This window comes from Kutzneria sp. 744 (genome assembly GCF_000568255.1).
Lineage (GTDB): Bacteria > Actinomycetota > Actinomycetes > Mycobacteriales > Pseudonocardiaceae > Kutzneria.
In genome coordinates, this window is sequence record NZ_KK037166.1 from 3448521 (window position 1) to 3474508 (window position 25988).

The following is a 25988-nucleotide window of genomic DNA, read 5'->3' on the forward strand; positions in this document are numbered from 1 at the left end:
CGTGCTGCTGGCCTTCCCCGGCGTGATCGGCCTCCAGTCCCAGGTCGCCACCCCGCTGGCCATCATCGCCCTGACCAGCGGCGTCGGCTGGCTCCTCCTGCGCATGCGCCACGGCCCACCCCCCGGCTCCGACGACGGCTCAGGCGCGCAGTTGTAGACCCCTTTGTCAGGAAGGGCCCCTTACTGACGTTGAACGCCAGGATCAGTCCCTTGATCTTGGCCGTGATGTCAGGAAGGGGCCCTTCCTGACGTTCAACGCCAGGATCGGTCCCTTGATCTTGGAGCTTTGGCCGGAAGTGCCTGGGTTTGGCGGGTACTTCCGGGCAATCAGCGGCGCTTGAGCAGCTCCCGGGCCAGGGTGGCCGCGCCGACGATGCCGGCGTCGTCGCCGAGCTGGGCGGTGCGGATGCGGGCCAGGGGGCGGTAGCCGGAGCCGGTGACGACGGCGGCGTAGTGCTCACGGGCATCGTCGAGAAATAAAGGGGCCGACTCGGAGACGCCGCCGCCGATGACCACGACCTCGGGGTCGTAGACGTCCGCGACCAGGGCGAGGCCCTCACCGAGCCACTTGGCCAGCTCGGCCAGGGCCCGCTGGGCGATGGGGTCGCCGTCGCGGGCGGCCCCGGAGACCTTGCGGCCGGTCACGCGCTGGGGGTCGCCGGCGGCCTCCCGGGCCAGCACGGTGGAGGCGCCGGGGTGCTTGGCCATCAGCTCGACGGCGGTGGCGCTCAGGGCGGTGCCGCTGCAGTACCGCTCCCAGCAGCCCTTCTTGCCGCACGGGCAGGGCCGGCCGTTCGGCACGACGCGGAGGTGCCCGAGCTCCGGAGCGACGCCGTAGGCGCCACGGAAGACCTCGCCGTCGATCAACAGCGCGCCGCCGATGCCGGTGCCGAGGGCGACCATGACCGCGACCTTGGCCCCACGGGCGGCGCCGAAGCGGTGCTCGGCCAGGGCGGCGGCGTTGGCGTCGTGCTCCAACACCACGGGAAGCCCGAGCCGCTGGGTCATCGCCTTGGCGACCGGCGAGTCCCGCCAGGCCAGGTGCGGGGCGAACCGCACGGACATGCGGTCCTCGGTGACGAAGCCGGCGACGGCCAGGCCGACGGCGGAGATCTTGTGCCGCGCGCGCAGTTCCTCGACGGCGCAGGCGATGGCGTCCTCCAGCGGCGCACCGCCGCCGGGCGTCGGGGCGCGCGTCGTGTCGAGCACGGCACCCTGTGAGTCCACGACGCCTGCCCGAACACTGGTCCCGCCGACGTCGATGCCGACGGTCAGCAAGGGTCCTGCCCGCGGCGGCGGACGGTGATCTTCTGCACTCGTGGCGGCGCGGGCTGCTCAGCGTCGTGCGCGGGCGCGGTGCGTTCCTGCTGCAAGGCCATACGCAGCACCGTAAGCAGACCGACGGCGTGCTCGGCGGCGCGGGCGGCCAGCTCGGAGCGTTCGCCCCGGACCACGGCCGCGACCGCGCAGACCGGGCACCAGTCGCAAGTGGACGGCTCGTGCTCGGCGCCCTCGGCGGCGAAACGCTGGAGCCACGGCTCCGCCTTCTCCGCCAGCGCGTCGATCAGCAGGCGGAGTTCCTCGGCGATCCGGTCCTGGCTCACCGCATCCACAACCTTGGGTCCGGTTCGAAGTCGACCAGCAGACCGCCGTCGACGATCTCGGCCCCGGTCACCTCGCACCGGCGCAGCGCCGCCGGCAGCGCGACGAGCCGTCGCCGGCCGTCCACGGTGATCGCCAGCTCGTCGTCGACCCGGGCGAGATCGAGGTCGGCGTCGATGTCCAGCGGGAACGACATCCGCAACTGGTAGCCCACCTCGGAGGCGCTGACCGACAGCAGCGGCTCGGTCGACACCGTCGACACGGCCAGCGGATCGCCGTCCGGGTAGAGCTCCTCGGCCAGTTCCAGCAGCGCCGGCACGCCGACCGGTTCGCACGCCCGGTAGCCGACCGTCTGCACCGGCACCTCGCCAGCGCGCAGGTCGGCCAGCACGGCGTCCTGCTCGGCCCGTCGCGTGCGCAGCCAGTTGGCCGCCGCGCCACGACTCGCACCAGCATCGGGCAGCAGTCGGTTGGCCACCAGGCCGTCAACACGAATCCCTTGCAGCGCAAGGGCGGTCAGGGTGCGGCGGGTCTCCGCGGCAACCACGCGCTCCGGCGTCAACACCAGTCGGACGCTGGTCCGCTCCTGGTCGACGAGCAGCGAGCGCACCGCCTCCAGGTGCTCCGCGAGCCGCCCGATCGCGTCGGCGGCCGCGTCCCAGCGGGCCGGTGCCGCGCTGCCCGCAACCCCGGCGAGCAGGCCTCGAACGACGCGCCGATGCGTCGGGAACAGCCGCTCCAGGTAACCGCCGACCGCCTCCGGCAAGGCCAGCAGGCGCAGCGTCTCGGCCGTCGGTCCACAGTCGACGATCACCGCGTCCCACGGGCCGGTGGTGGCCAGCCGGTGCACCTCGGCCAGCGCCAGCAGCTCCTCGACGCCCGGGAGGGCCGTCAGCTCCTCGGCCGCCAGCTCGTCGATGCCCGCGCCGGCCAGCAGCGTGCGCAGGTGACCGCGCATCTCCTCCCACGCGCCGTCCACCAGCCGCCGCGTGTCGATCTGCGCGCCGTACAGCCCGGTGTCCAGTTCGGACGCCTCCGGGCCCAGCTCGTGGCCGAACGCGTCGGCCAGGGAGTGGGCCGGATCCGTGGACACGACCAGCGCCTTGCGGCCGGCCGCGACCGTCGCGGCGGCCGTGGCCGCGGCAAGGGTGGTCTTGCCGACCCCGCCCTTGCCGGTGAACAGCAGGACCCGCACGCTCAGCTCAGGCCCTCGACTCGGCGCTTCAGCTCCTTGAGCGCGGTGTCCATGACCACCTTCTCCGCCTTGCGGCGCAGCATGCCGATCATGGGGATGCCCAGCTCGACCGACAGCGTGTAGGTCACCTTGGTGCTGGCGCCGGCCGCCTCAAGCACGTAGCTGCCGCGCTGCGACTTCTGCATCTGCCCCTTGACCAGGCGCCAGCTCACCGAGCTGTCGGCCCACTTGTACTCGAGCGTGTACTCGTCCTTGATCACGCCCTGGTCCAGCTGGAAGCGCACCTGCTCGGCGCGACCGTCGGCGCCGGTGGACAGCACCTCGGTCGTCTTCATCGCGTTCGCCCATTCCGGGTACGCGGCGAAATCCGCGATCACAGCCAGGATCCGCGCCGGCTCGGCGTCGATCACGATGGACTGGGTGGACTCGTCGGCCATGCGCGCAGGTTACCCGCACTCAGAACCGCAGCACGTACGGCGTGCCCGTCCGCTGGAAGTGTCCGACGTTGACGCACTCGGTGCGGCCGACCCGCATGCGCCGGGCCAGCGGCTGGTGCACGTGACCGAACAGCGACCAGCGGGGCCGGGCACGCTCGATCAGCCCCAGCAGGCTGGTCGAGCCCAGCTCCGGGCGGCGGGCCACCACGTCGTAGACCAGCTCCGGCGTGGCCGGCGGGACGTGCGAGCACACCAGGTCGACGTCGTCCGGCAGGCCCTCGATGGCCGCCGCGAACTCCCGCTCGTAACGCAGGTACGGCCGCCACACCCCGTTGTCGCGCAGCACCGCGTCGTCCGGCAGCAGCGCCCCGCCCACGAACGCCGCCTTCAGGCCGCCGATCACCGCAGTCTCGCCGTCCAGGATGTGGACGCCGTCGCTGGCGAACTCCGGCCACAGGTCCGGGGCGTCCACATTGCCGGGCGTCGCGTAGGTCGGCACGGTCATCGCCGAGAACAGCTTCTTGTACTGGTCGCGGATCGCCTCCCGCACCACCGTCGCCGCGTCGGTGCCCAGCCGCGCCCACATGCCCCGCACGAACGCGATCGACTCCGGCGTCCGCGGTCCGCGCCGGTACTTCGCGAACTCCGCCACCTGCTCCGCCCCGAAGACCGCGCCCATGATCCCCGAGCCGTGGTCGTGGTAGTCCACGAAGTCCAGCAGGTCGCCCAGCACGATCAGGGCATCCGCGCCGGCGCCGGCCCTGGCCAGTGCCTCGGCATTGCCATGGACGTCCGACACCACGTGAACCCGCACGCCATAACCCTACGGTGCGACGCCGGGCGGTCGGCCGCCCTCCAGCTCCAGCTTGAGGTCCAGCGCGATGGCCTTGGCCGCGACCTGGCGGGTCCGGATGGCGGCGAGGCGGTCCTTCATGCGGTGGTACGGGGTGGGCGGGTCGGCGCGGAGGAAGTAGTGCAGCAGGGTGCCGTCGAGCACGGGTTCGAGCCAGACCTCCATGGTGCCGGTCAGCGCCCCCTGCACGGTCCAGCGGATGCCGGCGTCGCCACGGTCGACGTAGACTGAAAGGCGCAGGTCAGGCCAGAATCGCGACCAGTTGGAGCGGTCGGAGAAGACGGCGGCGAGTGCCGCCGGGGGCACTACGAGGAAGGTCTCGTCGACAACGTCAACCGCGGGCACGACTGGCAGCGTGCCACCGGCCTGGTGTTGACATCAAACGGCCCGGTAGGTTTCCTCGCCAGTAACATCGAAGTTCCGGAGGTTGACGTGCGCGAGTTCAGCGTCCCCGCCACCGCCGCGGTGGCCGACGACGAGAACCTCACCGACATGGTGCAGGCGAACGCCGAGCGCTTCGCCACGGCGATCGGTCTCCGGCGGCGGGTGGACGGCACCTGGGTCGACGTGACGACCAGGCAGTTCGCGGACGAGGTGGCCGCGGTGGCGAAGGGCCTGGTCGCGGCCGGTCTGCGGCCCGGCGACCGGGTGGGCCTGATGTCCAAGACCCGCTACGAGTGGACGCTGCTGGACTTCGCGATCTGGTCGGCGGGCCTGGTGTCGGTGCCGATCTACGAGACGTCCTCGGCCGACCAGGTGCAGTGGATCCTGTCGGACTCGGGCGCGAAGGCGGCGGTCGTGGAGACCACGGCCCACCGCGCGGCGCTGGACGGCGTGTCGGCGAGCCTGCCGGAGCTGGGCAGCGTGTGGCAGATCGACAGTGACTCGGGTCACGACGCGGTGGACGAACTGACCGCCAAGGGCCGGGACATCACCGACGACCAGCTGCGCGCGGCCCGCAAGGGCGTGCGGGCCTCGGACACGGCCACCCTGATCTACACCTCGGGCACCACGGGCCGCCCGAAGGGCTGCGAGCTCACGCACAGCAACCTGCTGTCCGAGGTGCGCTCGGCCATGGCCGCGTTTCCGGAGCTCATGCAGCCGGGCCACTCCGTGCTGCTGTTCCTGCCGCTGGCCCACGTGCTGGCCCGGGTCATCGCGCTGTCCGCCGTCTACGCCCGCACGACGCTGGGCCACACCCCGGACGTCCGCAACCTGGTGCCGGACCTGGCCTCGTTCCGCCCGGACTTCGTGCTGGCGGTGCCGCGGGTGTTCGAGAAGGTCTACAACACCGCCAAGCAGAAGGCGCACGCCGACGGCAAGGGCCGCATCTTCGACGCGGCGGAGCAGACGGCGGTGGCCTACAGCCAGGCGCTGGATGCCGGCCACGTCGGTCTGGGCCTCAAGGTCAAGCACACGGTGTTCGACCGGCTGGTCTACAGCCGCCTTCGGGCGGCGCTGGGCGGCCGCTGCGACGCGGCGGTCTCCGGCGGCGCGCCGCTGGGCGAGCGGCTGGCGCACTTCTTCCGCGGCATCGGCGTCCCGGTGTTGGAGGGCTACGGCCTGACCGAGACCAGCGCGGCGGCCTGCGTGAACGTGCGGGCGGCGTTCAAGGTCGGCACGGTGGGCCGCCCGGTCGCGGGCACCGCGGTGCGCATCGCCGACGACGGCGAGATCCTGATCAAGGGCTCGATCGTGTTCCGCGGCTACTGGAACAACGCCGAGGCGACCGAGCAGGCGCTGTCGGACGGCTGGTTCCACACCGGCGACATCGGCGAGCTGGACGACGAGGGCTTCCTGCGGATCACCGGCCGCAAGAAGGAGATCATCGTCACGGCCGGCGGCAAGAACGTCTCGCCCGCGGGTCTGGAGGACCGGCTGCGCGTGCACCCGCTGATCAGCCAGTGCATGGTCGTGGGCGACAAGCAGCCGTTCATCGGCGTGCTGGTCACCATCGACCCCGAGTTCTTCCCGTCCTGGCTGGCCAACAACCACAAGCCGGCCGACGCCACGGTGGCCGGCATGATCGACGACCCGGACCTCAACCGGGAGATCCAGGCCGCGGTGGACGAGGCCAACAAGTCGGTGTCCAAGGCCGAGTCGATCCGCAAGTACCGCATCCTGCCGGTGGACTTCACCGAGGAGGGCGGCGAGATGACGCCCAGCCTCAAGCTGCGCCGCAACGTGGTGGCCAAGACCTACGCCGAGGACATCGCGCTGATCTACGCCAAGTAGACCCGGGCATGACGGGTGGCCCGCGAGTCGTGCTCGCGGGCCACCCGACCCCCAGGTTCACCGGCCCGCAGCCTCCTGGCGGAGGCCTGGGCCCACGTCCCGGTCCTTCCCCCAGACCGGCACTCGCTCCAGCCTTCAGCACGCCGCTCACGTATCGCTGTCGCCGCCGCGGCGGCTCAGGGAGTTGGCGGGCGACGACCGTCGATGAGGGCGGCCAGCTTCGTGGCGCGGTCGTCCCAACGCCACGAGGTGGCCATCCACTCGCGGCCGGCGGCGCCCATCTTGGCCGCCAGGTCGGGGTTGAGTAGCAGGTCGGACAAGGTGGAGACCAGGTCGCCGCGGTCGACGGCATGGCCGGTGACGCCCTCGCGGACGGTTTCCGGGGCGCCGCCGGCGTTTCCGGCGATCACGGGCAGGCCGGCGGCGGCGGCCTCCAGGTAGACCAGGCCGAGGCCCTCGACGTCGAGGCCGCGGGCGAGGGTGCGGCACGGCATGGCGAACACGTCGCCGGCGGCGTAGTAGGCCGGCAGCTCCTCGGCGTGCACCTCCCCGACGAACACGACGCTGCGGCCGACGGCGTCGGCGAGGGTGCTGAGCCGGCCGCCGTCGGGGCCGTCGCCGACCAGCAGCAACATGGCGTCCGGCACGCGCTCACGGATCTTCGGCATGGCCCGGATCAGGTCGTCCTGCCCCTTGCGCCGCACGAGCCGGGACACGCACACGATCACGGGCCGGTCGCCCAGGCCGTGCCGGGCGCGGATGAACTCACGGGCGGCGGTGTCGGGCTTGAACACGGTGATGTCGACGCCGGCCGGCAGATGCTCCAGCGCGGCCCGACGGCCGAAGGCGGCGGCGACGCGTGAGCGCGTGAACCGGCTGATGAAGGTCACCACGTCGGCGGTGTCGCCGATGCGGCGCAGCGCCTGCCGCGCCCCGGGCAGCATGGACCAGCCGACCTCGTGGCCGTGCGAGCTGGCGACGATGCGGTCGACCGGCAGGTGCGGCCCCAGCAGCGCCAGCGGTGCCGACGCCCCGAACCACACGGCGTCGCAACGCTCACCGCGCAGCACGGCCGTCACGCGGCGCTGCACGTCCGGCGTGGGCAGCAGCAGCCCGTCGGGGTGACGCACCACCGGGAACGGCTGCCGGGCGTCGAACGCCGAAGCCCCCGACCACGCCGGGGCATACACCACCAGGTCGCCGCCGAGCGTGGCGGCGAGCGCGTGCAGGTAGTACTGGATGCCCCCGGGGCGTGGCGGGAAGTCGTTGGTCACCAACAGCGTCCTGCGCACCCGTCAACGTTACCCGGCGCGTCCCGCCAAGATCAGAACTTCCGCCGCAGGTAGTCCTGCCAACCGGCGACCAGTCCCGCCTTGTCCACGCCGAGCACGTCGTGCAGCTGCTGGCCCAGGTCGGCCTTCGGGTCGCCGCCGGCGACGCGCAGGTACAGCGTGACCAGGGCGTGTTGGCCGAACGTGTCGGCGATGAACGAGGTCAGCGTCCACGCCTCGTCATAGGCCAGGTTGATCTTGTCGCCACTGGCCGCGAAGTCGCCGTTGGCCGGCAGGTCGGTCGGCACCGTGCCGTCGCGTTCCAGCTCGGCGACGTCGGCCGCGCCCACGTCCATGGAGATGCCGCTGTCCCGGTAGCCGACGTAGTTGGCGAAGCCCTCCAGCATCCACATCGGCGTGCCGTCCACGGTGTAGCCGCGGGCGGCGATGTGGGTCATCTCATGCCGCAGCACCACTTTCAGCGACGCCTCGGGCATCTTGTCGGCGTTGTCGGGGTTCAGCACCACCCGCTGCCCGATCGCGGTGTGGCCGGCGTTGTCCACGCGGTCGGCCACGGCCACGGCGGCGATGGAGTCCACCGCGAACTCGGGGCCCACGAACGCCTTCAGCTCGTCGGTGGAGCTCGGCACCAGCACCGCGACCTCACGCGACCACGGCTGGTCCCACACCGCGCTCACGGCCTTCACGTCCGAGTCGAGCTCGTCGCCGATCCGCTTGGCCAGCGCGGCGTCGCCCGGATGGGCCAGCACCACCCCGGACTTGGTTTTGATCGTCGTCACGGGCCCGAAGTCCCAGGGGCCGCGCCAGGTGTTGCGGGACGTCAGCGTGTCCGAGGCCAGGAACCACTGCGTGCCGTGCCGCGAGAACAGGTAGCCCATCGGCTTGCTGGTCGGATCGCGGTCCACGCCGGCCAGCGCGTAGTTGAGCTGCACCTCGGGCGCCCACAGCTCCTCGGCCGGGAACACGCCCGTGGGCACGGACACCACGTCGGTCGGGTCGAGGTTGTACGAGAAGATCGACAGCGGCACGGAGGCGAGGTTGTCGAACATCGCCGCCTGGGCGTCACGGAACTGCGGTGTCGCCCTCGGGTCGATGGTGGCCAGGGAAGGCCGGGCGATCCCGGTGCACGACGGCGGCCGCGCGGCCGCGCAGCAACGCCGTCACCTCGGTCCCCCCGCTGTCCGACAGCGGCGGCGCGCCCTGGCCCGTCGGGGTGCCCGTGGCCGGGGCGGACGAGCTCGGCCCGGTGGCGGGCTGCCCCACGAGCAGCACCACGCCACCGAGCAACGTCGCGGCGATCGCCGCGACCAGCCATGCCCTGAACCGGGCCGCTCCGGTCACGGGGCCCGATGGTAGACCTCAGCCGACGTAGCGCTTGGCACCGAAGTAGTCCGACATCACCGACAGCGATACGACCTTGACGGTCTCGCCCTCGGTCGGGGCGTGCACCATCTCGGTCGGGCTGACCATCATGCCCACGTGGTAGATGTTCGACGCCGTGCTGCCGAAGAACACCACGTCACCGGCCTGCAGCGCGCTGCGCGGCACGGACTTGCCCGGGCCGTACTGCGCCGCCGCCGAGCGCGGGATGCTGATGCCCGCCTGCGCCCACGCCCACTGCATCAGGCCGGAGCAGTCGAAGCCGGAGCCCGCCCGCTCGCCGCCCCACTGGTACGGCACGCCGCGCTGGCTCAGCGCCGCCTGCATGGCGGTGCCGGCCGCGCCGGCCGGGCCGATGAACGTGCCCATGTTGCCGGCCGCGCCCAGCGACTGCTTGGCGGCGGCGGACAGCTTGGCCACGGCGGCCTTGGCGTCGTTCACGGCCTTGGTGGCCGCGTCCTGCTTGGTCTGGAGGTCGGCCAGGATCTTCTGCGCCGCGTCGGTCGCGTCCTGGGCCTTCTTCTGCGCCGCCGAGGCCTTGGCCTTGGCGTCCGAGGCCTGCTTGACCGCGCCCTGGTACGTGTCGAGCACGGAGGAGTTCTGCTTGGCCAGCATCTCCAGCGCGCTGGACTGGTCCAGGAAGTCCTGCGCGGACTTGCCGGTCAGCAGGGCGGAGAGCTGGGTGAACTGCGCGCCGTCGAACGCGGCCGCCGCGACCTGGTCGACCTGGCCGCGGAACTGCTCCTCCTTGGCCTGGGCCTCGGTGAGCTGCTTGCCGTACTTGTCGATGTCGGCGGTCGCGTTGGCCAGGTCGGCCTGCTTGGCCGCCAGGTCGTCCTTGGCCGCGAGGTACTGCTGCCCGATCTGGTCGGCCTGCTGGGTCTGCTGCTCGACCTGCTTCTGGGCGTCCTGGGCGGGATCGGCTGTCGCCACGCCCGGGTTGAGGCTCACCGCCACGGACACGGCCGAGAGGGCCACCGCACCACGGACCGCATGCTTGAGTCTGTTGGCCACCACGCCATGGAGGGTACCGAGCGGGTGAATGCGTGAGGCCGGCACCCCTGAGGGGTGCCGGCCTCGTGCCGGTTGTCCCAGCTGGTCGTTGTCAGCCGACCATGCGCTTGGCGCCGAAGATGTCCGAACCCGAGTTGCCGATCGGCACGATCTTCACGACCTCGCCCTCGGTCGGGGCGTGCACGACCTTGCCCGCGCCCACGTACATGGAGACGTGGTGGATGTTCGAGGCGGAGGAGCCGTAGAAGATCAGGTCGCCCGGGATGAGCGAGTCGAGCGAGACCGCCTTGCCGGCGCCGAACTGCGCCGCCGCCGAGCGCGGGATGCTGACGCCGGCCTGCTTGTAGGCCCACTGGGTCAGGCCGGAGCAGTCGAAGCCCGAGGGCGTGGTGCCGCCCCACACGTAGGGCACGCCGCGCTCGCCGACGGCCGCGTTCATCGCGGTCCCGGCCGCGCCGGGCGGACCCAGGAAGACGCCGGTGTCGCCGGCCCCCGCCAGCAGGCCCTTGGCCGCCGCGTCCAGCTGGTTGTAGGCGGCCTGCGCGGTGTTCTTCGCGTTGTCCGCGTCCTGCTTCTTCTTGTCCAGGTCGGCCAGGATCTTTTGGGCCGCGTCGGCCGCGGCCTGCGAGCGCTTCTGCGCGTCCGCGGACTTGACCTTGGCGGTGTTGGCCGTCTTGATGGCGTTGTCGTAACCGTCCATCACGATCGCGTTCTGCTGCGCGAGGAACTGCAGCTCGCTGGACTGGTCCAGGAAGTCCTGCGCGGACTTGCCGGTCAACAGCGCGGAGAGCTGGGTGAACTGGGCGCCGCTGTAGGCCGCCGAGGCGAGCTCGTCGACCTGGCCCTGGTACTGGCCTTCCTTGGCCTTCGCGTCCGCGGCCTGCTGCGTGTAGGTCTGGATGTCGGCCGCGGCCTTGGCCACCTCGGCCTGCTTGGCCGTCAGGTCGTCCTTGGCCGCGAGGTAGGCCTGGTCGGCCGCTTCCGCCACCTTGCTGGCCGCGTCCAGCTGCGCCTTCGCGTCGTCCCGGTTCTTGGGTGGGTCGGCGACGGCGGAGCCCGGGTTCAGGGCGACCACACTGACCACCGCCGAGGCGGCGATGGCACTGCGCACTGCGAACTTGAGTCGATTCGACGCCACGAGGGTGGTGTCTCCTTCGAGATAGATCCCGTCGAGGCGCTCGACCCCCCGACAAGGTCGAAACAGACGGTGACCACGCGTCGCCGGCCACGCCAGCCAGCTGGTCGCCGCGAGGTCTCGGGTAGGTTACGAAACGATGCTGGGTCCGTCCACCCGCCGTGACGACGGCGGCCGCCGAGCGGTCGTGCTCACTCGTTCGGAGCATCACAGTCGATACAGTCCGACGTCCGTGTTGACCTGGCGTGAATCCCGTTCGGCCCGTTCGGTCGACCGTTCGGCGAATCCCCTGGTCGGGGCGGTTTAACTCTTCACACCCGGACGAGTCGGGCCAGCAACACGGCCGAGGGAACGGGGTGAGCGCCGCGGCGGCGCACCGAGTCCGCCACCGCGCGATCCGACGTGACAACAACCACAGGCCGTCCTTCGGGCTCCGCCGTCACCAGCGCACGGATCACGTCGTCCGCGAGCACGCCCGGATCGGAGAACAGGACACGCACGCCCCGCGGCGCCGCCGAGGGCACCGCCACCACGCCCGCGCCGTCGAACACGACCGTGACCTCCGCCCCGGTCCTGGCCGCCAACACGGCCATCTGGTGCACCAGGCGGTCGCGCTGGTCGGACAGCGGCAGCTCCGGGTAGCCCGTCTTGGTCACGTTGTAGCCGTCCACGACCATGTGCACCGCCGGCAGCGCCAGCAGCCGGTCCAGCGCCGCCGGGTCCTCCACGCGGCCGACCGTGCCCTGCGCCGCCGTCGCGCCGCGCACCATGTCCGCCGGGCGTGGGCCCGTGCCGCCGCCCAACGCCAGCTCCCGGCGCAGGCCCGTGACCGCGCCGTCCAGCGTGTCCACCAGCAGCGCCAGCCGCACCTCGTCGGCCTGGCGGGCCTCCCGCGCCGACTGGCGGGCTATCTCCGCGTCGTTCTCCGCGCGCCGGGCCTTCGCCCGCTCCGTCTCGGCCCGCTCGCGTTCCCGGTCCCGCTCCGCGCCCATGGCTTGACCTCGGCCAGCGCCTCCGTGCGGACCTTCTCCGCCTCGGCCATGGCGTTGTCCGCGCGGTCACGCGCCTCGCGCAGCTTCACGCCCTGCTCGCGCAGCCGCTTGCGCAGCCGCTCCAGCTCCGCGTCCCGCTCCTGGAGGACCTTCGCCTCCGCGCCCTGGTTCGCGTCCAGCTCGTCCCGCACGCGTTGCAGCTCCAGCTCCGCCCGCTGCGCCTTCAGGACGGAGGTGTCCCGCTCGGCCCTCAGCTGCGCGTCGCCGACCCGCCTGGTCACCAGCTCCACGAAGTGGACCGCCGTCGGCTCGCCCAGGAGCACCGAGGCCGCCGCCGCCGTAACCGGGTCCGGCGAGCTGCTGTCCAGGGCCGCGGGCCGTGCTCCCGGCACCACTCGAAACTGTTCGCTCTCGTAGCAGCCTGTTAGCGGCTGTGCACGAGCCAACTGCCTGACCTCTATGGGACCCGGTGACTACCTTGAGCAAGTCGACAGTATACCGATGCTTTAGGGTCTTCGTGATTACTAATCGGCCATATGAGATCCGAGATCAGAATTAATCGCTTCGACAATATAGGAAGACTGGTGCAGACACATTTCCGCGCTGATCTCGGCCAGCCGGGGAGGCAGCGGGTCCGGCAGCGCCGACCAGTCCACAGTGGACTGATCATCGCCACCGTCCACGGCGGACAGCTCGGGCCCCTGACCCGGCTCATCGGCTTCGGCTGACGCGGACACACCCCACAGGCTAGTGCGTGCTGGCTACCCCGGCTGACGGGGAACCGACCGACACCACCACCTTGTTACGACAACAACACCGCAGCTCACCCAGTTGGCGGCATTCCCGCCTCCAACACCAGAGAGTGCTCGGCCCAGCCCCTGCTTCGCCCGGTTGCTGGATTTCTTGAGGTCCGCCACCCAACTCGCCCACCACTAAGCCGACGCGGGCCTCGAAAAATCCGGCAAGGGCGAGGCAGGGGCTTAAGGGGGACCGAGCACGCGACGCCGAAGGCGGCGCCATCAAAAACTGTCAGACCCCCGTGGCAGCATCCGTGATCACCATGACCACGACTGCTGATGACCTGGGCCAGCTGACGTTCGACGAGCTGGGCACGCCGTTGCGGGAGACCACGTTCGTGGTGGTGGACCTGGAGACCACGGGCGGCCGGCCGGGCGAGGACGCGATCACCGAGATCGGGGCGGTGAAGGTGCGCGGCGGGGAGGTGCTGGGCGAGTTCGGCACGCTGATCAACCCGCGCCGGGGCATCCCGCCGGAGATCGTGCGGCTGACCGGCATCACCGAGGCGATGGTGTACACGGCGCCGCCGATCGACGAGGTGCTGCCGGCGTTCCTGGAGTTCGCGGCGGGCGCGGTGGTGGTGGCGCACAACGCGCCGTTCGACACGGGTTTCCTCAAGGCGGCCTGCACGCAGCACGGCTACGCGTGGCCGAAGCCGGCGGTGCTGTGCACGGTGCGGCTGGCCCGCCGCGTGCTGTCACGCGAGGAGGCCCCGAGCTGCCGCCTGTCGGCGCTGGCCGAGCTGTTCAGCACGTCGACGACGCCGAACCACCGTGCGCTGGACGATGCCCGCGCGACGGTGGACGTGCTGCACGGCCTGCTGGAGCGGGTGGGGCCGATGGGCGTGCAGTCGCTGGAGGAGCTGTTCGACTACCTGCCCGACGTCACGCCCGCGCAGCGCCGCAAGCGCACCCTGGCCGCGCACCTGCCGTCGGAGCCGGGCGTGTACCTGTTCCGCGGGCCGTCGGAGGAGGTGCTGTACGTCGGCACGGCCTCCGACCTGCGTCGACGCGTGCGCCAGTACTTCACGGGCAGCGAGAGCCGGGGCCGCATCCGCGAGATGGTGGCCCTGGCCGTGCGCGTGGATTCGGTGGTGTGCGCGCATTCGCTGGAGGCCGAGGTGCGTGAGCTGCGGCTGCTGACCGCCTACAAGCCCCAGTACAACCGGAAGTCCCGCAACCAGCAGGGCGGCTGGTGGGTGACGCTGACCGACGAGGCGTTCCCGCGGCTGTCCATCGTGCGGCGGCCCCGTGACGGCGCGTTGGGCCCTTTCCGCTCGCGGCAGTCGGCCGAGTCCGCCGCTACTGCGTTAAGTGACGCCACGGGCCTGCGCACGTGCAGCATCCGCATCCCGGCCCAGGGAGCTCGGGCCACGCCATGCGCCCTGGCCGAGCTGGGCCGCTGCCGCGCCCCCTGCGCGGGCCGTCAGGACGTCGCCGACTACTCGGTGGCCCCCGGCGCCGTCCGGGACCTCATCGCCGGCCGCGCCCTCACGCCGTTCGACACCCTCGCCTCGCAGCTGGAGGAGCTCGCCCTCGCCGAACGTTTCGAGGAGGCCGCCATCCGCCGCGACCGCCTGGCCGACCTCGTCCGCGCCGTCGACCGCAGCCAACGCCTGGCGGCCCTGGCCGCCTTACCCGAGCTCGTCGCCGCCCGCCCGGACGGCGAGGGCGGCTGGGAGTTCTCCGTGGTGCGCCACGGCCGTCTCGCCTCCGCCGGCGTCGCCCGTCGCGGCGTGCGCCCCATGCCGGTGGTCGACGCCCTCGTCGCCTCGGCCGAGACGGTCATTCCCGGCGACGGCCCCCTCCGAGGGGCTCCGGCCGAGGAAACGGGGGTGGTGCTGCGCTGGCTCAACCGTCCCGGCACAAGGCTGGTCTACTGCGACACGCCCTGGTCCGAGCCGGCTCAAGCGGCCGCCGGCTGGCGCGCGTGGGTGGACCGCGCGGCCGCCGGTCGGGCCGTCTACGCGGGGATCAACTGAGCCGCCGGACCATTTCGACGCCGCCGCCGTACGGCTTGAATCCCAGGCTCTCGTACAGCCCGAGGCCGTCCTCGCTGGCGTGCAGGTCGGACCGCCGCACGCCGAGCTCGTCGAGCTGGGCGACCAGCGCCGTGACGACGAGGCGCGCCAGGCCCAGACGCCGCCACACCGGGTCGGTGCAGACGTTGTGGAGGTGAGCCGACACCGTGCCCGTCTCGCCGGGACGGGGCAGGTCCAGCCGCACGAAGGCCGCCGCGCAGGAGGCGAGGCCACCGGTCGGGGCGTCGATGACCGTGGCGACCAGCTGCGGGCCGCCCAGCTCACGGCGGAAGACCGCCACCGACGGCCGCTGCCAGTCGCCAAGGGTCACGTCGCGGCCCATGGCCTCGAACATGACGGCCCGCAGCCGCGTGAGCTCCTCGGCGTCGGCGGGGACGGCGGCGCGGACGGTCCAGTTCATCGGGCCATCCTTGCCCTACCATCGGCAGGTCGTCGAACCATTACAGGAGGTCCCGTCGTGATCACGGCGATCGTGTTGATCCAGGCCACCGCCGAGTCCATCCCGGAGGCCGCGCAGTCGATCGCCGACATCGACGGCGTGCAGGAGGTCTACTCCTGCGCCGGCGACGTCGACCTGATCGCCCACGTCAAGGTGGCCAAGCACGAGGACCTGGCCGAGCTGGTGCCGGGCAAGATCAGCAAGGTGCCCGGCGTGCTCAACACGGACACCCACATCGCCTTCCGCTCCTACTCCCGCCGCGACGCGGAGGAGTCTTTTTCGGTGGGGTTGGACTGAGTTTTTGCCGCGCGTTCCGCGCGGGGCTGTGGGCCCGGCCCGACGGACCGGAGGCCTGTCAGAGAGACTGGGGGCCAGTGCCCGCCCTCTCAACCTGGAGCCTTTGATGCCGCAAGGGACCGTCCGTTGGTTCGACGCCGAACGGGGTTTCGGCTTCCTCGCGCCCGAGGACGGCTCGCCGGACGTGTTCGTGCACGCCTCCGAGATCGTCGGGGACGGCAGCGCGAAAGTGCTCCGCGAGGGTCAGGCCGTCGTGTTCGAGGTCGGCGAGAACGACCGCGGGCCCCAGGCGCTGCGCGTTCGCGTCACCGCCGATGCGGCCACCGGCAGCGCCGTGGGCCTGCTCGGCACCGTCAACTGGTACGAGCCGGGCAAGGGGTACGGCTTCGCGTCGCCGGACGGCGGCGGCGCCGACATCTTCGTGCACAGCTCCGCCATCGTGACCGGCGGCGTGGTCACCGAGGGGCAGCGGGTGGCCTTCCTGATCGTCGAAGGCGAGCGCGGCCCGCAGGCCGGGCACGTGATCCCGCTGGGAGCAGGGGCCGGCTCACCCGCTGCGGCTGGCATCGCGGACGGTGCCGACGGCACGGTGGCCTGGTACGACGAGGACAAGGGCTTCGGCTTCATCAACCCCGACTCCGGCGCCGGGGACGTCTTCGTTCACGCCCGGGCCCTGGCCGAGGGGCTGACGTGGCTCGCGGAGGGCGACCGCGTCGCCTACGAGGTGGCTAGTGGAGACAAGGGCCCGCAGGCCCGCGACGTGCACCTGGTCCGGGGCGCCGAGCCCCAGACGGCGCCGCAGCGGTCGGCACCTGCCGCGGCCGCAGGGCCGGCGGCGCGGGCCGTGCCCGTACGAGGCGGCGAGGGCGTCGTCGCGCGCTACGACGGCGACCGCGGCTTCGGCTTCATCACCCCGGACGCAGGCGGCGACGATCTCTTCGCCCACGTGTCCGTGATCATGGGGTCGGAGCCGCTGCAGAAGGGTGACCGGGTCCGGTATGCGGTGCGTCAGAGCGACCGGGGCCCGCAGGCCGACCGCGTCGAACGCCTCTGAAGAGGCGGCCCCACCGATGGCTGATCACTTCCCGACGAGAGTGCTCGTTCATCCCCGTCGATGGTGTCGACAGCAACGCGGCTGCAGCCTCCTCCAGGAGATCGATCTCCCCCTTTCGACCGCACCGACACCGCGTCGATGCAGCCTCTGGTCCAGTCGAGCTCGTCGATGTTGGACAGCTCGTCGAGCACGAGCTGGTGCAGCCGGTCCCACACGCCGGCGTCCTGCCACTCACGTGACCGCCGCCACGCGGTGTGCCCGCAACCGTATCCGAGCTGCTCGGGTCGGTCTCGCCAGCGGCAGCCGGTGTCGAGCACGAACAAGATCCCCTCTAACGCGGCACGGTCATCGATCCGGGGCCGCCCACCCGGACCGCGCGGCGCTGGTCGGGACGGGATCAGGGGTTCGATCAGCTCCCAGAGCCGGTCTTCGACCCGCCGCTGCTGCGTCGTCTTCGCCACGATTGCCCGCGATCGACGACCAGGACCGACAGGTTACGCAGTGACACACCCTTAAGTTTTGAGACCAGGTCTTAAGCCGAGCACTCTCCGGTGTTGTAGGTCAGCAAGGCTCCATGACTTCTGTGGCGCGTAGGCGGAACAGGATCACGGCTGCGACCGAGACCGCGCCGCACAGGGCGATGACCTGGGCCACCGGCAGGATGCCGGTCAGGGCGCCGGCCAGGGCGGGGCTGAGGCCCTGGGCGGTCATCAGGCCGGTGGACAGCAGGCTGAACGCCTGGCCGCGGTGGTCGGCGGGCACGAGGTCGCGGAAACGCTGCTGGATGGCCAGCCCGTAGGCGAAGCCGGTGCCGGCGACCACCAGCAGCGCCCCGCACACCACGACGGGCAGCCCGGCGACGGCGAAGCCGACCAGGGGCAGGCCGACCACGGTCATCAACGGCACGAGCAGCCGCCGCCGCGTCGACGCCCCGACCCAACGGCCGACCAGCCAACTACCGATCATCATCCCGACGGGCATGCACGCCAGGAGCAGGCCACCGGTCTCGACGGGCAGCCCCCGCACGGCGAAGTAAGGCACGATCAGGCTCTCGGCCCCGGTCACGCAGGCCGGCGGCAGCCACTGGGCCAGGATCAGGGCCCGAATCGTGCGGTCCCGCAGCAACTCCCGGTTCCCGGCCCAGCTGCGACGCACGGCCGCCGCCAGAGTGCCGCCGGTGACCCGCAGGTCGGGCAGCCGGAGCCGCACCCAAGCGGCGGCGACGAGGTGCAACACGGCGCTGACCAGCATCGCGTGATGCGCGCCGAGCACGGCCACCGCAGCCCCGGCGCCGGCCATGCCGATCAGCTGCGCCGCCGAGGAGGCCAGGTTGAACAGCGACCGCCCGAGCACGTAGCTCTCGCCGCTGAGCACGTCCGCCACGACCCGGCCGACGGCCCCGTTGACCAGCGGCGTCACCATCGAGACCGCGGCGACCAACGTCAGGCTCAGCCACACCGGCAGATCGGCCAGGGCCAGCAGCAGGCCGCTGCCGAACTCCACGCCGTAGCCGAGGGCGATCAGTTGCCGCGGCGGCAGCAGGTCGGCCACGGCGCCGAGCAGGCTGCCGCCGATGAGCTGCGGCAGGAACGAAATCCCGTACGCCACCGCGGCCAGCAGCGTCGAGCCGGTGAGGGCGAAGACCAGCACCGACAGCGCCACGATCCGCAGGGTGTCGGCGGTGATGGCCAGGGTGCGGCTGGCGAACAGCACCCGGTACGAGGGGTCGGCCAGCACACGGGTGTAGGTCATGCCCCGAGCTTGCGGGCCGGCCCTCGGATCGGGCCAAAGTTACGTGCAGGGACGTAAGGTCGGGCCCATGCTCCGGTTCGAGGTCGGCGGCGAGGACCTGCTGCGCAGCCGGTTCGCGCTGTCCCCGCTGTTCGAGCTGGACGGCCTGCTCCGCCGGCTGGCCGGCCTGTCCCAGCACCGCCTGCCCGGCCCCTGGCTGACACGAGTCACGCCTTCGTACCGCCGGCTGCGACAAGATCCGGCTTTCCGAGCGGTGCTGGCCCTGCACGCGCCCAAAGAGGGCGCGGCCTTCACGGCTCCGCCGTCCCAGGGCCTGGCCCAGACCATCGACGACGACCTCGCCGCCGTCCGGTCAACGCCGCTGCCCCAGGCCCGCGCGGAGATCGCCAACTACGGCCCGGTCACCGACGACGAAGCCCAGGCCGTCCTCGACTCCCCCGACGTCGTCGACCGCCTCGCCGACGGGCTGGAACAGGCCTGGCACGACCTGCTGGCCCCGGACTGGCCGCAGCTGCGGGCCATCTGCGAGCGGGACGTCGTGCACCGGGCCGGCCGCCTCGCCCAGCAGGGCTGGCTGGCGGCGCTGGACGGCCTGCACACCCGGGTCCGCTGGCGCGACAACGGCATCGAGGTGCTGCGCTCCTCCGGCGACCGCACGGTCGACCTCAAGGGCGAGGGCCTGCTGCTGGTGCCCTCGGTGTTCGTCTGGCCAGGCGTCGCCGTGCACCACGAGGATCCGTGGCCCAAGGCCCTGGTCTACCCGGCGCGCGGCGTCGCTGCCCTGGGGAGACAACCACCGGTAGATTTTCCTCATTTGCGAGGGTAGAACTTCTCCGAACCGCTGAGCGTTGCGAAGGCGAACCATGGTGACACAGCGTACTGGCTTTCACCATGAGATCTTGTAGGCACCCAAACTTAATGGTCAATCTAAGTTGCCTGTCTTCTCAGCACTGCATCTAAAAGTTAACTGAAGTCCACAGGCCAGGTTCTTCTCATCCACTACCTTTAATGGATTTCGGTGGACTCACGAGCATTAGGATCGCCCAATTTGCCGGATTCCTTTATGACAAACGGGTGTGCGAGTTCTGACATATTTCTCCTCGCTACGTTTCAGATTACTCCGCAGCCCGGCTAGTCTCATAGTGGGCGTATCTCCCGTGACTTGGGTCTTAACTGACAGCAGGTTTACGTCAGAGATCGGAGGGGCGTCAACGGCCGCGAATATAGTTTCCAAAGGCACGAGTTAAAGGTTGGCCGCTGCTTGGTACTGAGAACCGTCAGGCGTCGGGCTGCTGGGGCTTGCCCGCCAGCTCCTTGTCCTGGTTCAGCTGGCTCTCCCCCGACACCACGTTGCTCCGGGTGTGCGCGTCCTTGCGGGCGCTCTCCAGCGCGGTGACCTCCTCGGCCGGGTCCGGGCCCCAGAACCCGCCGGGGACCGGCGCGCCGGCCGAGCCCAGCTTGTTCATCTTCTTGGGCACCGGGGCGCCCTGGTAGGCCAGCTCGTGCGGGTGGCCGTGGTCGTCGACCGGGCCCAGCGGCTGGTGCAGCTCGATGAACTCACCGTGCGGCAGCCGCTTGATGATGCCGGTCTCGATGCCGTGCTCCAGCACCTCGCGGTCGGCCCGCTGCAGGCCGATGCAGATCCGGTAGGTGATCCAGTAGGCCAGCGGCGGCGCGATGAGCAGGCCGATGCGGCCGATCCACGTGGTCGCGTTCAACGAGATGTCGAACTTGTCCGCGATGATGTCGTTGCCGCCGGACAGCAGGCAGACCATGAAGAACGTGATCGCCATGATGCCGAGGCTGGTCCGCACCGGCACGTCCCGCGGACGCTGCAGCAGGTTGTGGTGCGCGGTGTCCTTGGTCAGCCTGCGCTCCAGGAACGGGTACACCGCGGCGATGCCGGTCAGCAGCGGCAGGCCCAGCATGAACGGCAGGAACGGGGCCGGGATGGTGAAGTTGGCCCAGCTGCCGATGTGGATGTAGGCCTCCCACGCCGGCCACAGACGCACCAGGCCGTCGGTCCAGCCCATGTACCAGTCCGGCTGCGAGCCGGCGGAGACCTGGGCCGGGTTGTACGGGCCGAAGTTCCAGATCGGGTTGATCTGGAACAGACCCGACATCAGCGCGATGACGCCGGTCACGAGGGCGAAGAAGCCGCCGCCCTTGGCCGCGAACACCGGCATGATGCGCACACCGACCACGTTGCGCTCGGTCCGACGCGGGCCGGGGAACTGGGTGTGCTTCTGGTACCACACCAGGCCGAGGTGCACGGCGATCAGCGCCAGGATCACGCCGGGCAGCAGCAGGATGTGCAGCGTGTAGATGCGCGGCAGGATCACGTTGCCGGGGAACTCGCCGCCGAACAGCAGCCAGTCCACCCAGGTGCCCAGGACCGGGATCGACTCGATCAGGCCGAACATGACCCGCAGGCCGGTGCCGGACAGCAGGTCGTCCGGCAGCGAGTAGCCGAAGAAGCCCTCGAGCGAGCCGATCATGAACAGCACGACGCCGATGACCCAGTTCACCTCACGCGGGCGCCGGAACGCGCCGGTGAAGAAGATCCGGAACATGTGGGCGACGATCGCCGACATGAACAGCAGCGCCGCCCAGTGGTGGATCTGCCGGACGAACAGGCCGCCGCGGACCTCGAACGAGATGTCCAGGGTCGAGGCGAACGCGCGCGACATCTGGATGCCGCGCAGGTTGTCGAAGACGCCGTTGTAGGTGACCTCCTGCATGGAGGGGTCGAAGAACAGCGCCAGGTACGTGCCGGACAGCAGCAGCACGATGAAGCTGTACAGGGCGATCTCGCCGAGCAGGAAGGACCAGTGCGACGGGAAGACCTTGTTCAGCTGGCGACGCATGCCGGCGGCCAGGTGGTACCGGTCGTCGGCCCACTTCGCCGCGCCGCCCGCGACACGGGTCGCCGTGTTGGCCGGCTTGGTCGGCGTGGTGATGCCGCTCATGAGTCACGCTCCCAGAACGCGGGGCCGATGGGCTCGATGAAGTCGCCGCGTGCCACGAAGTATCCGCTTTCGTCAACCTCGATGGGAAGCTGCGGCAGCGCCCGGGCGGCCGGGCCGAACACCGGCTTGGCGTACTCGAACACGTTGAACTGCGACTGGTGGCACGGGCACAGCAGCCGGCCGGTCTGCTGCTCGTACAGCGAGGTCGGGCAGCCCAGGTGGGTGCAGATCTTCGAGTACGCGTAGAAGTCGCCGAAGTTGAAGTTCTCCTGGCCGGACCGCTTGACCACGTTCTGGTCGGGGCGCAGCCGAATCAGCATGACCGGGTTGTCCGAACGGTGCAGCGCCGCGGACAGGGCCTCCTCGTTGCCCCGCTCCGACTCGCGGAACGGGAACACCGTCTCGAAGCCGCCCGCGTCCAGGTCCTCGGGGCGGATCAGCACGACCTCGCCCGAGTCGCCGGTGTTGCGGCGCAGGTAGACCTTCTCGCCGGGCTGGCTGGGCTGCCAGCCGGTGTGCCACAGCGATTCCTTGGAGTTGGTGTCCGCGAACGGGTTCTTCAGCATGCCGCCCAGCGGCAGCACGACCAGTCCGAGGCCCATCACGCCGGCCGCCGCGCCCGCGCTGCGCTTGACCAGCGAGCGGCGGGTGATGGTGCTGCGCACGCCCGCGTCGGCCAGCTCGGCCAGCACGGTCTCCTGGTCGATCTTGGCCGAGCCGCCGTCGTGGCGGTCCTGCACGGCCAGCTCGTGCGGGATGAACTTCTTGGTGTAGTTCAGCACGCCGACGCCGAGGCCGAGCACGGTCAGGCCCAGCGTGACGCCGATGACCGGCGTGTAAAGGCTGTACCAGAAGTACCCGTCGGCGTCCGGCGCCACGTACTCGGACGGCCACACGATGAAGGCCACGATGAAGGCCAGGCCGGCCACCGCGGCCAGCACGAACCAGTAGGCCACCGAACGCTCGGCGCGCTTCTCGGCCTTGGTGCCCTTGACCGGCCACGGGTCCTCGTAGCTGATCAGCTCGACGCCGTCCAGCTTGGTGCCGAGCGTGACCAGCTCGTCCCGGTTCATGCCGTTCAGCTCTGCCTCGGTGGGCAGCTTCTCCTGCTCGTCGCCGCTCATGCCTTGCTTCCGATCCAGAGGGTCACGCCGACCAGCGCGGCGATGCCCACGATCCATCCGATGAGGCCCTCGGAGATCGGGCCCAGACCGCCGAGCGCGTTGCCGCCGGGGTTGTTGTTGCCATCGGTCACGGACTTGATGTACGCGATGATGTCCTTCTTCTCGTCCGGCGTGAGCTGCCGGTCGCCGAACACCGGCATGTTCTCCGGGCCGGTGAGCATCGCGGTGTAGATCTGGCTGGGCGTGACGCCGTCCAGCTCCGGCGCGTACTTGCCGGAGGACAGCGCGCCACCGCGGCCGGTGAAGGTGTGGCAGGCGGCGCAGTTGAGGCGGAACAGCTCGCCGCCGCGCGACGGGTCACCGCCGATCAGCTGCGCGTCCGTGCCGGTGGGCTTCTCCTTGCCGCCACCGTTGGACTGGATGAACGCGTCGAGCGCGTCGATCTGCTCCGGTGTGAAGGCCGGTGGCTTGCGCGCGGCCTGCGCGTTCTGCCCGCCCGAGAGCGGCATGCGGCCGGTGGACAGCTGGAAGTAGGACGCCGCCGAGCCCACGCCGATCAGGCTGGGCCCGCGGTCCTTGACACCTTCCAGGTTCGCGCCGTGGCACGAGATGCAGCTGTTGTTGAACAGCTGCCGGCCCTGCTCGACGAGCGCGTTGGTGTCCGAGGCCTGCGCGGTCTGCGGGGCGGGCACCGCGAGGGAGTACAGCGCGCCCGCGCCCAGCAGTGCGATCCCGAGCGCCAGCAGGCCGGAGACCCGCCGCTTGAACTTGGACCGCGAGCGGGCCCGCTTCCCCGCGGGGCCGGGCGTACCCGCCGCGTCGGCGGGTGGCGTGGTGGTCATGGAGGGCAACCCTTGCTGTCAGTTCGGGGCTGGGTCAGGGAATGAGGTAGATCACGGCGAACAGGCCGATCCAGACGATGTCGACGAAGTGCCAGTAGTACGACACCACGATCGCCGAGGTCGCCTGCGCGGGCGTGAACTTGCTCAACCTCGTCCTGATCAGCAGGAAGATGAAGGCAATGAGGCCGCCGATCACGTGCAGCCCGTGGAAACCGGTCGCAAGGAAGAAGACCGTGCCGAAGGCCGAGCCGGGGATCGTCGTCCCCTCCTCGACCAGGCTCCGGTACTCGTTGGCCTGACCCAGCACGAAGATCAGGCCCATCACGAAGGTGAGGACGTACCAGCGGCGCAGGCCGAAGACGTCGCCGCGCTCGGCGGCGAACACGCCCCACTGGCAGGTGACCGAGGAGAGCACCAGGATGATGGTGAACGGCAGCGCGTACGCCTTGTCCAGGTGCGTGGGCTCCGGCGGCCACACGCCGGTGTTCTGGGCCTTCACGGTGAAGTACATCGCGAAGAGACCCGCGAAGAACATGAGCTCGCTGGACAGCCACACGATGGTGCCCACGCTGACCATGTTCGGGCGATTCAGCGAGTGGACCCGCTGAGCGATGGGAGGAGCTGCCGTTGTCACGGGTCGCATTATTGCCTGCGGTGGATCAGGCCGCCCGGTCGGGTGGGGTGCAAGGGGAGATCGAGAGCGATGGGCGTGTTCGAGCGATTGGGCTCGCTGTTCGGACGGCATGCGGAATTGCCGTTCGACCTGGACAACCCTGATTTGCGCGTTGTTGCCGAAGCGTTCGATCCGGCCGAAGCGGACTCCGCCGTGCTGGCCCGATCGCCCCGTTTGCGGGCGTCCGAGAAGGCCGTCCTGCGCCACCACCTGACGCTGCCGGCGGCCGCGGTGGCGCGGGCCCGGGAGCTGCTGGCCCAGGACGGCTGGGAGCTGCGGGTGGTCGAGACGGGTGATCCGGTGCGGCTGCACGCGCTGCGGGCCCAGGTCATCACCGCGCTGAGCTGCGCGCAGGAGCGGTCGCGCATGGCGGGGCTGGCCCAGCGGCTGGGCGGCGACGCCTCCGGATGGGACTGCTTGCAGACCTGAAGGTGTGACACAGATAGCATCACGGTATGAGCACGCAGACGTGGAAGGTCCTGGTCTTCAGCCACCGGCCGGAGGTCCGCGAGGCGATCGTGACCGCCGTCGGCCGTCGGCCGGCCCCGGACCTGGGCCGCGTGGAGTACGTCGAGGTCGGCACCGTGGCGGACGTGCTCTACCACGTCGACAGCGGCGCCATCGACCTGGCGATCCTGGACGGCGAGGCGCAGCCCACCGGCGGGATGGGGCTGTCCCGCCAGCTCAAGAACGAGATCACCAACTGCCCGCCGATCGTCATCGCCGTGCGGCGCAAGGACGACCGCTGGCTGGCCACCTGGTCGCAGGCGGACGCCGTCATCGTGCATCCGCTGGACCCGCTGGCCGCGGCCGAGACCGTCGCAGAGGTGCTGCGGTCCGGTGCGCCCGCGACCAGATGAGCACGCCGACCTGGCCCGACCTGCTGGGCGCGCTGCTGGTCCGGGAGGACCTGACGGCGGAGCAGACCGGCTGGGCGATGGACCAGGTGATGTCCGGCGAGGCCACGCCCGCGCAGATCGCCGGCTTCGCGATCGCGCTGCGGGCCAAGGGCGAGACGGCCGACGAGGTGCTGGGCATGGCCGACTCGATGCTGCGGCACGCCCGGACCGTGGACGTGGCCGGGCGGGCGATCGACATCGTCGGCACCGGCGGCGACCAGGCCCACACCGTGAACATCTCGACCATGACGGCCATCGTCACGGCCGCCGCCGGTGTGCCCGTGGTCAAGCACGGGGCGCGGGCGTCGTCGTCCAAGTGCGGCACCGGTGACGTGCTGGAGGAGCTCGGCGTCGCCATCGAGCTGCCGCCCGAGGCCGTGCAGCGGTGCGTGACCGAGGTCGGCATCGGGTTCTGCTTCGCGCCCGCCTACCACCCCGCGCTGCGCTTCACCTCGGCGCCGCGGCGTGAGCTGGCCGTGCCGACCGCGTTCAACATCCTCGGGCCGCTGTCCAACCCCGCGCAGCCCAAGTACGGCCTGATCGGCTGCGCCCGGGAGGCCATGGCCGGCGTGATGGCCGGCGTCTTCGCCTCGCGCGGGGCCCATGTGCTGCTGGTGCGCGGGGACGACGGCTTGGACGAGATCACCACGACCACCACCACCTCGGCCTGGATCGCCCAGGACGGCGCCGTGCGCCAGGACCGCATCGACCCGTCTCGGCTGGGCATCGCCCCGGCCCTGCCGTCCGACCTGGTCGGCGGCGACGCCCCCTACAACGCCCAGGTGGTCCGCGACCTGCTGTCCGGCCGCTCCGGCCCCGTCCGCGACGCCGTCCTCCTCAACGCCGCCGGTGCCGTCGCCGTGTTCAACGGCCTGACCGACGACATCCACGCCGACCTCCTGGCCGCCAAGGATGTAGCCGCCCAGGCCATAGACTCCGGCGCCGCCGCCGAACTCCTGGACCGC

29 protein-coding genes and 1 pseudogene are annotated in these 25988 nt (G+C 71.0%); 9 read left to right on the forward strand and 21 right to left on the reverse strand.

What is annotated here, in order from left to right:
- Nucleotides 1-327: 327 nt before the first annotated feature.
- The 6 genes from KUTG_RS15350 to KUTG_RS15375 are packed head-to-tail and all read right to left on the reverse strand — an operon-like array spanning nucleotide 328 to nucleotide 4441.
- Nucleotides 328-1263 (reverse strand): ROK family glucokinase, encoded by a 936-nt coding sequence (locus KUTG_RS15350; protein WP_043729474.1) that lies wholly within the window; start codon nucleotides 1261-1263, stop codon nucleotides 328-330.
- 8 nt (nucleotides 1264-1271) lie between these two features.
- Nucleotides 1272-1604, reverse strand: a complete 333-nt coding sequence (locus KUTG_RS15355; RefSeq protein ID WP_052394587.1) for a hypothetical protein — start codon at nucleotides 1602-1604, stop codon at nucleotides 1272-1274.
- Nucleotides 1601-2797 (reverse strand): ArsA family ATPase, encoded by a 1197-nt coding sequence (locus KUTG_RS15360; protein WP_043717553.1) that lies wholly within the window; start codon nucleotides 2795-2797, stop codon nucleotides 1601-1603. The genes KUTG_RS15355 and KUTG_RS15360 overlap by 4 nt, the downstream gene beginning before the upstream one ends.
- Before the next feature lie 2 nt (nucleotides 2798-2799).
- On the reverse strand, nucleotides 2800-3234 hold the full coding sequence (locus KUTG_RS15365; protein WP_043717557.1) for an SRPBCC family protein: 435 nt from the start codon (nucleotides 3232-3234) through the stop codon (nucleotides 2800-2802).
- A gap of 19 nt (nucleotides 3235-3253) precedes the next feature.
- On the reverse strand, nucleotides 3254-4048 hold the full coding sequence (locus KUTG_RS15370) for a metallophosphoesterase family protein (protein WP_043717559.1): 795 nt from the start codon (nucleotides 4046-4048) through the stop codon (nucleotides 3254-3256).
- Nucleotides 4049-4057: 9 nt separating this feature from the next.
- Nucleotides 4058-4441, reverse strand: coding sequence for a hypothetical protein (locus KUTG_RS15375; protein WP_043717561.1), 384 nt, complete (start codon nucleotides 4439-4441; stop codon nucleotides 4058-4060).
- A gap of 78 nt (nucleotides 4442-4519) precedes the next feature.
- On the opposite strand from KUTG_RS15375, the gene KUTG_RS15380 reads away from it, so the two are divergent.
- Entirely contained in the window at nucleotides 4520-6322 is a 1803-nt protein-coding gene (locus KUTG_RS15380) for an AMP-dependent synthetase/ligase (protein WP_043717563.1), read from the forward strand.
- A gap of 176 nt (nucleotides 6323-6498) precedes the next feature.
- Here the strand turns inward: KUTG_RS15380 and KUTG_RS15385 are convergent, their stop codons facing one another.
- The 8 genes from KUTG_RS15385 to KUTG_RS58460 all read right to left on the reverse strand — a co-directional run bounded on the left by KUTG_RS15385 (nucleotide 6499) and on the right by KUTG_RS58460 (nucleotide 12872).
- On the reverse strand, nucleotides 6499-7614 hold the full coding sequence (locus KUTG_RS15385; RefSeq protein WP_043717566.1) for a glycosyltransferase family 4 protein: 1116 nt from the start codon (nucleotides 7612-7614) through the stop codon (nucleotides 6499-6501).
- A 32-nt stretch (nucleotides 7615-7646) separates the two neighbouring features.
- Nucleotides 7647-8663, reverse strand: coding sequence for a peptidase MA family metallohydrolase (locus tag KUTG_RS15390; protein WP_052394589.1), 1017 nt, complete (start codon nucleotides 8661-8663; stop codon nucleotides 7647-7649).
- Between the two features lie 13 nt (nucleotides 8664-8676).
- Nucleotides 8677-8955 (reverse strand): hypothetical protein, encoded by a 279-nt coding sequence (locus KUTG_RS56325; protein WP_052394591.1) that lies wholly within the window; start codon nucleotides 8953-8955, stop codon nucleotides 8677-8679.
- An 18-nt stretch (nucleotides 8956-8973) separates the two neighbouring features.
- Entirely contained in the window at nucleotides 8974-10011 is a 1038-nt protein-coding gene (locus KUTG_RS15395) for a C40 family peptidase (RefSeq protein WP_043717568.1), read from the reverse strand.
- An 88-nt stretch (nucleotides 10012-10099) separates the two neighbouring features.
- The gene (locus tag KUTG_RS15400; protein ID WP_043717569.1) at nucleotides 10100-11146 is read right to left on the reverse strand and encodes an NlpC/P60 family protein; all 1047 of its coding nucleotides are present in this window, start codon (nucleotides 11144-11146) and stop codon (nucleotides 10100-10102) included.
- 308 nt (nucleotides 11147-11454) lie between these two features.
- Complete coding sequence (locus KUTG_RS66205; protein ID WP_369794474.1) at nucleotides 11455-12135, reverse strand: NYN domain-containing protein; 681 nt, start codon at nucleotides 12133-12135, stop codon at nucleotides 11455-11457.
- Complete coding sequence (locus tag KUTG_RS66210) at nucleotides 12051-12527, reverse strand: hypothetical protein (protein ID WP_232240811.1); 477 nt, start codon at nucleotides 12525-12527, stop codon at nucleotides 12051-12053. The genes KUTG_RS66205 and KUTG_RS66210 overlap by 85 nt, the downstream gene beginning before the upstream one ends.
- Before the next feature lie 132 nt (nucleotides 12528-12659).
- Nucleotides 12660-12872 (reverse strand): hypothetical protein, encoded by a 213-nt coding sequence (locus KUTG_RS58460; protein WP_157494555.1) that lies wholly within the window; start codon nucleotides 12870-12872, stop codon nucleotides 12660-12662.
- Nucleotides 12873-13195: 323 nt separating this feature from the next.
- Between KUTG_RS58460 and KUTG_RS15410 the strand changes: the two genes are divergently transcribed.
- Nucleotides 13196-14914 carry a DEDD exonuclease domain-containing protein gene (locus KUTG_RS15410; RefSeq protein WP_043729477.1) on the forward strand — a complete coding sequence of 573 codons (1719 nt, stop codon included), beginning with the start codon at nucleotides 13196-13198 and terminating at the stop codon, nucleotides 14912-14914.
- Here KUTG_RS15410 and KUTG_RS15415 read toward each other — a convergent pair.
- Nucleotides 14907-15374: a GNAT family N-acetyltransferase gene (locus KUTG_RS15415; protein WP_052394601.1), complete on the reverse strand. Its 468-nt coding sequence runs from the start codon at nucleotides 15372-15374 to the stop codon at nucleotides 14907-14909. The two genes, KUTG_RS15410 and KUTG_RS15415, sit on opposite strands and share 8 nt — an antisense overlap.
- 57 nt (nucleotides 15375-15431) lie before the next feature.
- On the opposite strand from KUTG_RS15415, the gene KUTG_RS15420 reads away from it, so the two are divergent.
- The 3 genes and pseudogenes from KUTG_RS15420 (at nucleotide 15432) to KUTG_RS66215 (ending at nucleotide 16764) form a co-directional block, all read left to right on the forward strand.
- The gene (locus tag KUTG_RS15420) at nucleotides 15432-15710 is read left to right on the forward strand and encodes an Lrp/AsnC family transcriptional regulator (protein WP_043717571.1); all 279 of its coding nucleotides are present in this window, start codon (nucleotides 15432-15434) and stop codon (nucleotides 15708-15710) included.
- Between the two features lie 106 nt (nucleotides 15711-15816).
- Nucleotides 15817-16014, forward strand: a pseudogene (locus tag KUTG_RS63570) (cold-shock protein); the annotation flags it as partial.
- A 30-nt stretch (nucleotides 16015-16044) separates the two neighbouring features.
- Nucleotides 16045-16764 (forward strand): cold-shock protein, encoded by a 720-nt coding sequence (locus KUTG_RS66215; RefSeq protein WP_369794641.1) that lies wholly within the window; start codon nucleotides 16045-16047, stop codon nucleotides 16762-16764.
- On the opposite strand, the gene KUTG_RS66220 is transcribed toward KUTG_RS66215, so the two are convergent.
- Complete coding sequence (locus KUTG_RS66220; RefSeq protein WP_198047177.1) at nucleotides 16719-17225, reverse strand: transposase; 507 nt, start codon at nucleotides 17223-17225, stop codon at nucleotides 16719-16721. The two genes, KUTG_RS66215 and KUTG_RS66220, sit on opposite strands and share 46 nt — an antisense overlap.
- Nucleotides 17226-17325: 100 nt before the next feature.
- Nucleotides 17326-18516, reverse strand: coding sequence for an MFS transporter (locus KUTG_RS15430; RefSeq protein WP_043717574.1), 1191 nt, complete (start codon nucleotides 18514-18516; stop codon nucleotides 17326-17328).
- A gap of 67 nt (nucleotides 18517-18583) precedes the next feature.
- Here KUTG_RS15430 and KUTG_RS15435 point away from each other — a divergent pair, with 67 nt between their 5' ends.
- Nucleotides 18584-19342: a DUF5937 family protein gene (locus tag KUTG_RS15435; protein WP_043729481.1), complete on the forward strand. Its 759-nt coding sequence runs from the start codon at nucleotides 18584-18586 to the stop codon at nucleotides 19340-19342.
- Between the two features lie 451 nt (nucleotides 19343-19793).
- Here the strand turns inward: KUTG_RS15435 and KUTG_RS15440 are convergent, their stop codons facing one another.
- The 4 genes from KUTG_RS15440 to KUTG_RS15455 are packed head-to-tail and all read right to left on the reverse strand — an operon-like array spanning nucleotide 19794 to nucleotide 24094.
- Nucleotides 19794-21485: a cytochrome bc1 complex cytochrome b subunit gene (locus KUTG_RS15440; RefSeq protein WP_043717577.1), complete on the reverse strand. Its 1692-nt coding sequence runs from the start codon at nucleotides 21483-21485 to the stop codon at nucleotides 19794-19796.
- Nucleotides 21482-22609 (reverse strand): cytochrome bc1 complex Rieske iron-sulfur subunit, encoded by a 1128-nt coding sequence (locus tag KUTG_RS15445; RefSeq protein WP_043717578.1) that lies wholly within the window; start codon nucleotides 22607-22609, stop codon nucleotides 21482-21484. Before KUTG_RS15445 ends, KUTG_RS15440 begins: the two co-directional genes overlap by 4 nt.
- Nucleotides 22606-23451 (reverse strand): cytochrome bc1 complex diheme cytochrome c subunit, encoded by an 846-nt coding sequence (locus KUTG_RS15450; RefSeq protein WP_043717581.1) that lies wholly within the window; start codon nucleotides 23449-23451, stop codon nucleotides 22606-22608. The genes KUTG_RS15445 and KUTG_RS15450 overlap by 4 nt, the downstream gene beginning before the upstream one ends.
- Nucleotides 23452-23485: 34 nt before the next feature.
- A complete protein-coding gene (locus KUTG_RS15455; protein ID WP_084579350.1) occupies nucleotides 23486-24094 on the reverse strand; it encodes an aa3-type cytochrome oxidase subunit III in 609 nt (202 codons plus the stop codon).
- A gap of 60 nt (nucleotides 24095-24154) precedes the next feature.
- Between KUTG_RS15455 and KUTG_RS15460 the strand changes: the two genes are divergently transcribed.
- The 3 genes from KUTG_RS15460 to trpD all read left to right on the forward strand — a co-directional run.
- On the forward strand, nucleotides 24155-24553 hold the full coding sequence (locus KUTG_RS15460) for a hypothetical protein (RefSeq protein ID WP_043717584.1): 399 nt from the start codon (nucleotides 24155-24157) through the stop codon (nucleotides 24551-24553).
- Nucleotides 24554-24579: 26 nt separating this feature from the next.
- Nucleotides 24580-24984: a hypothetical protein gene (locus KUTG_RS15465; protein WP_043717587.1), complete on the forward strand. Its 405-nt coding sequence runs from the start codon at nucleotides 24580-24582 to the stop codon at nucleotides 24982-24984.
- Nucleotides 24981-25988, forward strand: a 1008-nt coding sequence (gene trpD / locus KUTG_RS15470; protein WP_043717589.1) for an anthranilate phosphoribosyltransferase, incomplete at its 3' end; no start/stop codon positions are given. The genes KUTG_RS15465 and trpD, both read left to right, overlap by 4 nt.

Coding starts and splice junctions, on each gene's coding strand:
- KUTG_RS15415 (WP_052394601.1), bottom strand. CDS start 15,374: ATGAACTGGACCGTCCGCGCCGCCGTCCCCGCCGACGCCGAGGAGCTC.
- KUTG_RS15440 (WP_043717577.1), bottom strand. CDS start 21,485: ATGAGCGGCATCACCACGCCGACCAAGCCGGCCAACACGGCGACCCGT.
- KUTG_RS66205 (WP_369794474.1), bottom strand. CDS start 12,135: ATGGGCGCGGAGCGGGACCGGGAACGCGAGCGGGCCGAGACGGAGCGG.
- KUTG_RS15445 (WP_043717578.1), bottom strand. CDS start 22,609: ATGAGCGGCGACGAGCAGGAGAAGCTGCCCACCGAGGCAGAGCTGAAC.
- KUTG_RS15465 (WP_043717587.1), top strand. CDS start 24,580: ATGAGCACGCAGACGTGGAAGGTCCTGGTCTTCAGCCACCGGCCGGAG.
- KUTG_RS15435 (WP_043729481.1), top strand. CDS start 18,584: ATGCTCCGGTTCGAGGTCGGCGGCGAGGACCTGCTGCGCAGCCGGTTC.
- KUTG_RS15450 (WP_043717581.1), bottom strand. CDS start 23,451: ATGACCACCACGCCACCCGCCGACGCGGCGGGTACGCCCGGCCCCGCG.
- KUTG_RS15455 (WP_084579350.1), bottom strand. CDS start 24,094: ATGCGACCCGTGACAACGGCAGCTCCTCCCATCGCTCAGCGGGTCCAC.
- KUTG_RS15365 (WP_043717557.1), bottom strand. CDS start 3,234: ATGGCCGACGAGTCCACCCAGTCCATCGTGATCGACGCCGAGCCGGCG.
- KUTG_RS15460 (WP_043717584.1), top strand. CDS start 24,155: ATGGGCGTGTTCGAGCGATTGGGCTCGCTGTTCGGACGGCATGCGGAA.
- KUTG_RS15410 (WP_043729477.1), top strand. CDS start 13,196: ATGACCACGACTGCTGATGACCTGGGCCAGCTGACGTTCGACGAGCTG.
- KUTG_RS15430 (WP_043717574.1), bottom strand. CDS start 18,516: ATGACCTACACCCGTGTGCTGGCCGACCCCTCGTACCGGGTGCTGTTC.
- KUTG_RS15390 (WP_052394589.1), bottom strand. CDS start 8,663: ATGTTCGACAACCTCGCCTCCGTGCCGCTGTCGATCTTCTCGTACAAC.